The organism is Xanthomonas sp. MUS 060, assembly GCF_000963215.1.
Classification (GTDB): Bacteria; Pseudomonadota; Gammaproteobacteria; order Xanthomonadales; family Xanthomonadaceae; genus Xanthomonas_A.
Map to the genome: position 1 here is coordinate 1 of NZ_JZIM01000116.1, position 591 is coordinate 591.

A 591-nucleotide genomic window follows, 5' to 3' on the forward strand; every position below is an offset into this window, starting at 1 on the left:
CGCGAACACCCGCAATTGATTGACGTAGTCCGGCGGGAACAGCACATTGATGCGGTTCGTGTCGCCTGGATCACGCTCGACGATCAGGTGCTGTTTGAAGGTGTCCAGGTTCTCGACAATGCCCAGGTACTCCATCTGGCCGTAGACGGCGCATAGCTCGCCCTTGATGACCGCAGGGGTCACGATGGCCTGGCCTGCGGCGAAGCGTGTGCCGTCATCGGCCAGCTTGTGCCTGGGGTACTTCGAGGTGATCACGCTCTTGAGCGCACGTAGTACATAGGCCGAGGTGTGCAGGGTTTCCGAATCCAGATAGCTGCTATCTGGCGCTCCGAAACTGTTTTGCTGGTAGGTGGTGATGGCACGTTCAACCCGAAGTTGGCCGCCAGAAACGAAACTGGTGGCGATCCCGAAGTTGAGTAGCGCCTGTCTGTCCTCGAACACGAAGCGGTTGCCTGCACGCGGTGCAAGCAGGCCCAGCAACGGTGTGGTCTGCGTTGGGCGCGCAGGATCAGCTGCGATGTCCACGGCATTGGCACCACCGTAGGCGGCTGTGTATTCCCAGCAAGGATTGGGACAATCGGCATCGATGGC

General features: G+C 59.9%; 1 protein-coding gene. It reads right to left on the bottom strand.

Annotated elements, in window-relative coordinates; all coding sequences use genetic code 11:
* The coding region (locus XANALMUS060_RS17290) for a phage tail sheath C-terminal domain-containing protein (RefSeq protein ID WP_200894120.1) at positions 1-525 on the bottom strand (525 nt) is incomplete at its 3' end.
* Positions 526-591 lie beyond the last annotated feature (66 nt).